This is a genomic window from Nostoc sp., assembly GCF_035638895.1.
Taxonomy (GTDB): Bacteria; Cyanobacteriota; Cyanobacteriia; order Cyanobacteriales; family Nostocaceae; genus Nostoc.
This window is the reverse complement of record NZ_DASQZC010000271.1, coordinates 1-7,940: the sequence shown is the minus strand read 5'-3', so window position 1 is coordinate 7,940 and position 7,940 is coordinate 1. Positions and strand designations below refer to the sequence as shown.

General features: G+C 42.0%; 7 protein-coding genes and 1 pseudogene. 4 read left to right on the top strand and 4 right to left on the bottom strand.

What is annotated here, in order from left to right:
• Nucleotides 1-176: zinc ribbon domain-containing protein (locus VE944_RS34310; protein WP_422656571.1), on the top strand; the 176-nt coding region annotated here is incomplete at its 5' end.
• A 135-nt stretch (nt 177-311) separates the two neighbouring features.
• Here the strand turns inward: VE944_RS34310 and VE944_RS13210 are convergent.
• From VE944_RS13210 to VE944_RS13195, 4 genes are all read right to left on the bottom strand, one after another.
• On the bottom strand, nt 312-626 hold the full coding sequence (locus VE944_RS13210; RefSeq protein ID WP_324977685.1) for a hypothetical protein: 315 nt from the start codon (nt 624-626) through the stop codon (nt 312-314).
• Nucleotides 627-682: 56 nt separating this feature from the next.
• A complete protein-coding gene (locus VE944_RS13205; protein WP_324977683.1) occupies nt 683-1,360 on the bottom strand; it encodes a DUF2834 domain-containing protein in 678 nt (225 codons plus the stop codon).
• A 106-nt stretch (nt 1,361-1,466) separates the two neighbouring features.
• The gene (gene hrcA, locus VE944_RS13200; protein ID WP_229556792.1) at nt 1,467-2,555 is read right to left on the bottom strand and encodes a heat-inducible transcriptional repressor HrcA; all 1,089 of its coding nucleotides are present in this window, start codon (nt 2,553-2,555) and stop codon (nt 1,467-1,469) included.
• Between the two features lie 429 nt (nt 2,556-2,984).
• Nucleotides 2,985-3,317, bottom strand: coding sequence for a rhodanese-like domain-containing protein (locus VE944_RS13195; RefSeq protein WP_324977680.1), 333 nt, complete (start codon nt 3,315-3,317; stop codon nt 2,985-2,987).
• Between the two features lie 156 nt (nt 3,318-3,473).
• Here VE944_RS13195 and VE944_RS13190 point away from each other — a divergent pair, with 156 nt between their 5' ends.
• From VE944_RS13190 to VE944_RS13180, 3 genes and pseudogenes are all read left to right on the top strand, one after another.
• Nucleotides 3,474-5,201 (top strand): DUF3352 domain-containing protein, encoded by a 1,728-nt coding sequence (locus VE944_RS13190; RefSeq protein ID WP_324977678.1) that lies wholly within the window; start codon nt 3,474-3,476, stop codon nt 5,199-5,201.
• Nucleotides 5,202-5,479: 278 nt separating this feature from the next.
• Entirely contained in the window at nt 5,480-7,693 is a 2,214-nt protein-coding gene (locus VE944_RS13185; RefSeq protein ID WP_324977676.1) for an Hsp70 family protein, read from the top strand.
• Nucleotides 7,690-7,940 (top strand): annotated as a pseudogene (locus VE944_RS13180) (LysM peptidoglycan-binding domain-containing protein); the annotation flags it as partial. The gene VE944_RS13185 and the pseudogene VE944_RS13180, both read left to right, overlap by 4 nt.

Below are 7,940 nucleotides of genomic sequence, written 5' to 3'. Positions count from 1 at the left end.
CTCGTACTCATTCTTGTCCACATTGCGGATACGTTGAGCAACGTGATGTGAATGCTGCCAAGGTAATTTTAAGTCGTGCAAACGGTAGGGGTGGGCAACCCCCAACTAACGCTAGCGGAGATGTTCTCACTACTTCTATTGGACGCAAGTCCTGTAAAAGCAAAGAACGTCAGTGATGCTAGAATCCCCGCCATTTATGGCTGGGGAGTGTCAACAAACACTCCTGACCCTACTGATGCCAAGGCAAAAGGCCAAAAAGGAATCCGTTGCATCCTGCCATCAATGAACAATAAACCACTGTAAATTAATAGCTAGATGCCCACTAAAGAAAACAAGGAAAGGATAATTGGATTTATCGCAAGCCACTGAAGAGTAAATATATTTTTCAACAGGGTTAGGGTTTCTTGTAAATGCAGGGGCGGTGCTAACAATAAAATATAAGCGATAAATCCAACCCATAGTAACCACAATGCAACTTTTCTATTCATCATCTCTAGATGGTGTGCATTTAACATAATTACTAATTTATAATTGGTATTTTTTGCCTCTAAATCCCCCTTTTTGTAGAACGCTGCCCTGAGATTGCTTAAAAATAGTGGTAAATCTATACGTGATTTTTGTTTCAATTGAAGATTTAGACCCCAACTGAAACTGTCTTTGAAATTACGAATTAAAAATTACTTTAATTTGCAACTGTTTGCTGACTCGGTATTGCTTCTACACCCACTTCTGGTAAAGGTGGACGCACACACAAATAAATCAATGGCCCGAATAGCGGTATCAACGCTATTAACCAGAACATCTGTGGATTTTTCCAACCACGACGCGCCATATCATCCCCTAGCAAAGCTGGAAATAATAGGGAAAGTAGACAGAAATCTAAACTCATCACATTGATGAAGCGGTTAGTTTGCCACTGCTGCACAAAATTACTCCAATCTCCTCCTGTTAAACCGTATGTAACTAGAACAACCGTGCCTACCGTCAAGATAACCCCAGTCACACGAGAATCTAGCAGCTTGAGCAAGGCATTCTTTTTACCAACAAACTTATGATTTGGTTCTCTTAGGGCTAAATAGGGTAATAAGGCAAATGCCCCGACTCCAAAAGAGGCAGTAGCAAATAGCCAAGCAGGTATTTTTTGTCCTCTACCATCAATAAATACTACTGCACTGTAGATCAGAGGCCAGATGCCCATGATGTTGAATAGTGCTATGACTAATGGGTTAACGCCTTGCCACTGGCCAGTAGAAAGATTTTTAATTAACTCGAATGTACCAGGTTGCTCAGGAGGAGCAAGGAAAAAAGCATAGGTAGTGAATCCCAGCCACAGCAGGCCAAAGGCAATTTTTCTAACCATGAAAGAGTTAAAAGGTATTAATTATTGATTTTGCCACTTATAAATTCGGCTGATCTACCTGCTATGGTATTGTTCTTTTGTCTAAACCCGTAGCAGGTTGTCTCTATTAGGGATTGAAATAACTGAAAGCTTCTGAGAGGTAATCAGCAGCAGATGCTACTACTGCGATCGCACTTTCATAATCTAGACGCGTTGGCCCCAAAACTCCTACACTTCCTACTGGTATTGAACCTCGGCGATAGGTGGAAGAAATCAAGGTGCAGGTGCGTATCGGTTCTAGAAGATTTTCTGCGCCAATACGAACCGTTACTTTTGACTTACCCATATCCTCAAGCTCTGGTTCCTCAAATATTAATCGCCATAGTTGGTCTTGTTCTTCTTCCAGCAGGTGGATAATTGTTTGTACCTGCTGTAACTGGGAAAATTCTGGCTGACGCAAAACTTCTGACACACCCCGAACCATAATTTGGGTTGCAGTCGGTGCATGAGTGCGACGAGTCAATTCGGCAACTGAATGTTTCAAAAATTCCCCGTAACGTTGGAATTCTTGATCTAGTTCGCTCCAGTTGAGGTTGGCTAATTCCAACAAGCTTCGCCCCCGCAGGTGGGTATTCAAAAAGTTAGAAACAATTTGTAACTCGCGATCAATTACCTCTGAATCCCGTTGTGTTTCCTCTGGTATTGGGGACAAATCCATCAACTTGGAATGTGTCTCATAACTATCGGTAACTACAATTAACATGATCCGCCCCGCTTCAACTTGCACTAATTGCAGATGTCGCAATAGTGCTGTGGTAGTTTGCGGCATAGTAATCAAGCTAATGCAACCACTCAAGGTTGCTAAAATTTGTGCGGCTCCTTGCAATAGGGTTTCTAGACTCCAATCTTCCCACTGGAGGCGCTTTTGCAATGCCACCTCTACTTCTCGTCCTAAAGTTTCGGAAGGTGTAATTAGCTGGTCAACATAAATGCGATAGCCTGAATCTGAAGGTACACGTCCAGCAGAAGCGTGTGGTTGGTAGAGTAATCCCGACTTTTCTAAAACGCCCATCACATTGCGAATTGTGGCTGAACTTACACCCAGGTCGTACTCCTCGACCAAAGCTTTTGAACCAACAGGCTCTGCCGTAGCAATGTAGTGACGTACCGTTGCCCAAAGTATATGCTGTTGTCGATTTGTTAAGTGGACTTCCATAGGGTGTGTAATGCTTGGCGGCAAATTTTAATCAAAGTCTGGAAAATCTGGATTTGATTGAAAACTAACAATATTAATAATTTATTAAGATAACAAATTATACAATTATATTTTGATCATTAATCTTAAAGTTCACGTACAACATTCTCTTAACGGATATTTGCAGTAATAGTTGAGAGTTTGAATTTACAACATCCTTTTCTGGTCTATTTTTGCATAATTCTACACTTATAAAAGTATTATTGTATACGTAATTTTGCGGCGATCGCAGCTAACATTAGGGTCGAAAAGTTTCGTAAATATTTAGCCAGTGGAGAAAGTTACAACCTTTCCTGGCTAGCCCCTGAGTTTTTATGTTCTGCTATTTTTAGCATAGCAAAAGCCAGATGGAAGAATAACTTCCATCTGAGTAATGCATCTAAACACAAGCTAATACTGGGGAATTGAATGGTCTACTAAGACCGAATAAGCATCAATACCACCCGAAATATTTTGCACATTGGTAAAACCTTGAGCAATTAACCACTGGCACATCTGGGCAGAGCGGATGCCGTGGTGGCATAGTACAAGGGTTTCAGCTTGGGGATTGAAGAGGTTAGGAACTTGATCTCCCCATTCGGTAAATTGACTCAAGGGTAGGTTGACAAAGCCCTCAATGCTAGCAATCTCCAATTCTTGTGGTTCGCGTACATCTACTAGCTGAATACTTACATCACCAGAAGAAAGACGTTGTGCCAGTTCTTGTACACTAATCTGGTTCATGGGTTAACTAAAAGAATTCCCTATAAACAGCCGTAATCCTATTTATGGTGACAGAAAATCTCTGTCTTTGCATGAGTATCCATTCTCAAGAAGGCTGATAAATTCTGGTAGGCTTTCTGCTTAAATGGCTGTAAACCGTCTTTTTAAAGGTTTAATGTGAATAGGCAACGCTCATTTATTGGTTTTATCGTAGCTGGTGCGATCGCACTGCTAGTAATTGCGATCGCTAGTTTTTACTGGTTTTTCGCCAAAAATCCGGCTAACCTCACTGCTTCTACCGGACAGCCTAGTGCAGCCATATTCGTGTCGAAACTGTCCCCTGTAATGGTTTCATTGCTGACGAATCCTGAACGGTTGCAGGCGTTGGAGCGTGAAGGAGAACTATCTAAACTCAAAACCAGTTTATTCGCCAAGAGTGGCATAGATTACAAAGAAGACGTTCAACCCTGGTTAGGGGACGAAATTACCTTAGCTATCACTAGCTTAGATATTGATCGCGATCGAGAAAACGGACAGCAGCCAGGGTATTTGTTGGCACTAGCAACCAAGCAACCGGAAAAAAGCCGCGAGTTTGTCGAGTTGTTGTTTTCCAAACGGGCGTTAGGTGGAGCAAACTTAGCTGTTGAACAATACAAAGGCGTAAAACTGATTTACGACAATCAAGAAGTAAGTACAGAAGATAAAATCCAAAATCCAAAAGACGCTCGAGGACTCGCTAACGCTTCGCTATCTAAAATCCAAAATTCTCTAGCTGGTGCGGTTGTCGGTGAAGGCTTTGTGTTGTTTGCCAACGATCCGAAGGTGTTGCGAGACGCCATCAATAATGTCCAAGCGCCCGATCTGAATTTGACTAGCTCCCCAGAATACCAAAAAGCGATAAAACAACTACCCAAAGGGGGTTTAGCTGTAGCTTTCTTAAATCTTCCCATCGTAGCAAAATGGCAAGGTTTAGAATTGGCAGAACAAACATATAACAGCGAAATTATTTCCCTGGCGTTGAATCCCAAAGGTTTGCTAGCAGAAACCTCCTTTTTAACTTCATCGGAAATTGTTTCCCCATCTTCACCACTATCTAAACCTGTAGGAGCATTGCAGTATGTTCCAGCATCCGCAGGTTTGGCAATTTCTGGCTCAAATTTAAGTAATTTGGGTAACAGTGATTTAGCTAAACTCTGGAGACAAGCAACAGCAACTATATATGGTTCTGAGGAAGATGTGGTTTCTCGGTTCGCAAAACCTTTGGTGGATGTTCAAAAACGCTGGGGTATAAACTTTCCAGAGGATATTTTTAGCTGGGTACAAGGAGAATATGCCATAGCATTGTTACCTGCGAAAGAGCAAACAACCCCTCATTGGATTTTTGCAGTGGAAAAATCCGAGAGTGTGGATAAAGGTGTCGCTCGATTAGATGCGATCGCCTCATCAAATGGACTCAGCATTAATCCCCTAACTCTGTCCAAGCAAAAAATCTCTGCTTGGACAGAGTTAACTACGGCTACAAAAAAAAGCGATGTTAAAGAGGGAACATCCTTTAATATTGAAACAAAAGTGCGAGGATTGCATACAACTTTAGGAAATTACGAAATTTTCACCTCTGATTTAGAAACGATGGATGAAATTCTCACAACTAAGGATAATTCCTTAATTGACAATCCCAATTTCAAAGATAGTATTGCTGCGATTCACCAACCCAATCAAGGCTACATATATCTTGATTGGACAAAAAGCCAGAATTTGTTAGAGCGTCAAGTACCGATTCTCAAATTAGTAGAAGTCTTAGGGAAACCGTTTTTTGATAATCTGCGATCGCTCACAGTCAGTAGTTATGGAACTGACACAGGAGCGCTCAAAGGTGGCGTTTTCTTCCAACTCAATAACTCGTGAGATTTTCATAAAAGCTCAAGTGCAGAAGGTATAACGGCGAAGTACAAGAACCCCACCCCCAACCCCCTCCCCGCAAGCGAGGAGGGGACTATGATGTATTTTGCTTTCTGCCTTTTCTTGCCCCATCATATTTACGTAGATTTTCTGTAGCATTTGCTATTTGTATTTGTAATCTTTGGATAGGCACTGGCTGCTGGCTTAGAAATTTAGGTTCGATGTAGCAGTGAATCTCAAATACATCAGAAATAATTTACACAATACCCAGGTAGCGAGCGGTAATGGGCAAGGCAATTGGCATTGATTTAGGGACGACTAATTCTGTCGCCGCTTTTAAGTTAGCAGAAGTGGAAGTGGTGACAGCTAACGATAACACGCCTCCAGACAGGAAACTGACGCGATCGCTCGTTGCTTGTGAGCAAAATAAATTTTTAGTAGGAGATCAAGCTTACAACCAACTCAGGGCTAATCCTGAAAATGTGGTTGTTTCCATCAAGCGCCTAATAGGAAGAGGTTTTGGCGATCCAGCCGTACAAAAACAAAAGTCAGAATTTGGTTACAAAATTGCTGAACCGAGTCAGGGAACAGACAACGGTATTGCAGTTTGGCTGGGAGGTAAAGAATATCAGCCAGAGGATATTTCTGCTGAAATCCTCAAAAAAGTTGTGCAAAATGCCCAAACTTATCGCCAAGGAATTGGTAAAACAGGCGAAGTCATAGATCAAGCAGTTATTACCATCCCCGCTTACTTCAACGATAAACAACGCCATGCTACCCGCACAGCTGCACTTAAAGCTGGAATCACTCCTTTAGAATTACTACCGGAACCCACAGCCGCGGCCATATCTTACGGTTTTTCTCCAACTGGGGAAGATTTTAAAACGATTTTAGTCTTTGATTTTGGTGGTGGTACTTTTGATGCTTCGGTGATTCAAGCAGCAGGAACTTCATTTATTGAACTGGGAAAAGCTGGAGATTTATGGTTGGGAGGAGATGACATTGACTCTCGGATCATCAAATTTGTTAAACAACAATTTGCCCAGCAAGAAAGAATTGCTGATATTGATGGCTTAATTGCCAAAATGCCCCATTATCAACGGGTGCGATTTAATGCCGATTTGAAGTTAGCAGTAGAACGAGCCAAAGTTGAACTAAGTACTGCTACAGTATCTTGCATTGCTCCTGCGACTCAATTATTAGACGAATTGGGTATTGCTATTCCCATTGAAGTAGAAATCACCCGCGAGCAATTTGAGGAAATAATTTCTGATTTGGTAGAGCGATCGATTCAAATTTGCCGCCAAGCACTACAAGATGCTGAATATCACTTAGAGATGGTAGATGTAGTGTTATTGGTTGGCGGTTCTTGCCAAATTCCTGTAGTCCAACGCAAAGTTAGAGAAGCTTTTGGAGCAGATAAAGTGGTGGTTCATCCCCGTCCGATGTATGCGGTGGCTGAGGGTGCAGCAATTGTCGCGGCTGGACTAACAGAGAAAGTAACAACAGTTTCTCGTGATTATTTTATCAAGCTGGTGGATGGCAACTATCAAGTAATTCAGAGGGGTGATATCTTACCAGTGACTACATCCCACACTTTTAAAATTGCTGCTGATGGACAACGGTTGATTCACTTTCAATTTTTCAGCCCTGATCAAGTAAGGCAAGATTTGGATGGGATATATGAAGATGACAGTATTGGAGATATTTGGTTGGGTTTAAACCAATCCTATCCATGCGGGACGGAAGTTTTAGTCAACTTGGAGTTAGATGAAAAAAATAATGGTCTAGGGATGACTGCCACATTAAAAAATGACCCTTCCGAGAGGGTGAGTTGCACCTTTTCGCGGGGACGCTCAGACGAGAAAATATATAAGGAATTAGAGGAAACGATCGCAGAACTCAATGACCAAAACCTAACTCCTCTCGGCGTAGAAGAAGCGCTGAAGTTAGCGTTACCAGTAGTGCAATTAAGTAACGAAATTATTGATCCAAAGACGGGAGAGGAACGCAGCGATTTACGCGATCGCGCTAGTGCAAACTTGAAAAAATTCCAAATATCCATGTCTAAGGAACGCCTAGAAGCTGAGTACCTAATCGATAAATGCGATCGCATAGTTAAACTTTGCGGCTCCATAATTCCCCAACCACAGCAGGAACGATTGCAAAAGCTGAGTCAAGAATTGGAAGATGCCATTAACACCAATAACTTCTCCAAGATGGAGTCTAAGAGTGAAGATGCAAGACGAGAACTTGACAATCTACCTGATGAAGTCCATATTATTCAAGCTTGTTTTTTAGCCATCCGTCAAGCCCACGCGATCGCACCGACTCAAGCAAATGCCATGTCTGACAAATTTTCTCGGATGCTTGCCGCTATGAAAAGTGATGATGGACAGGAAGCCAATCGCTTGTGGAGTGAATTGCAACCAGATATCCAGCGTTGGCTAAATCAGGAGTTACCCAAGAACAGCATTGTCACAGGACTAACGCGATGAAGATTAAGCTGAACTGTCCTGTGTGTGATTACCAAGAAATTGAAGGTGATACTTGTCCTAACTGTGATACCGACCTTTCTGTAATTCGGATGCTCAAAGAATTACCGCAGGTGGAAAACCCTCTGCGACAATTAAAAATTACCAAATGGCAACTAGGAGTTGCTTTACTCCTGCTCATTATCGGGATTGGGTTGGGTGTAATAGGCAGTTTTATCTTCCTGCAACCACAGTTACACACATTAACTGT

What these genes read in the sequence shown, in the direction of transcription:
- VE944_RS13205 (WP_324977683.1), bottom strand. Translation starts at nt 1,360, where the DNA reads ATGGTTAGAAAAATTGCCTTTGGCCTGCTGTGGCTGGGATTCACTACC.
- hrcA (WP_229556792.1), bottom strand. Translation starts at nt 2,555, where the DNA reads ATGGAAGTCCACTTAACAAATCGACAACAGCATATACTTTGGGCAACG.
- VE944_RS13195 (WP_324977680.1), bottom strand. Translation starts at nt 3,317, where the DNA reads ATGAACCAGATTAGTGTACAAGAACTGGCACAACGTCTTTCTTCTGGT.
- VE944_RS13185 (WP_324977676.1), top strand. Translation starts at nt 5,480, where the DNA reads ATGGGCAAGGCAATTGGCATTGATTTAGGGACGACTAATTCTGTCGCC.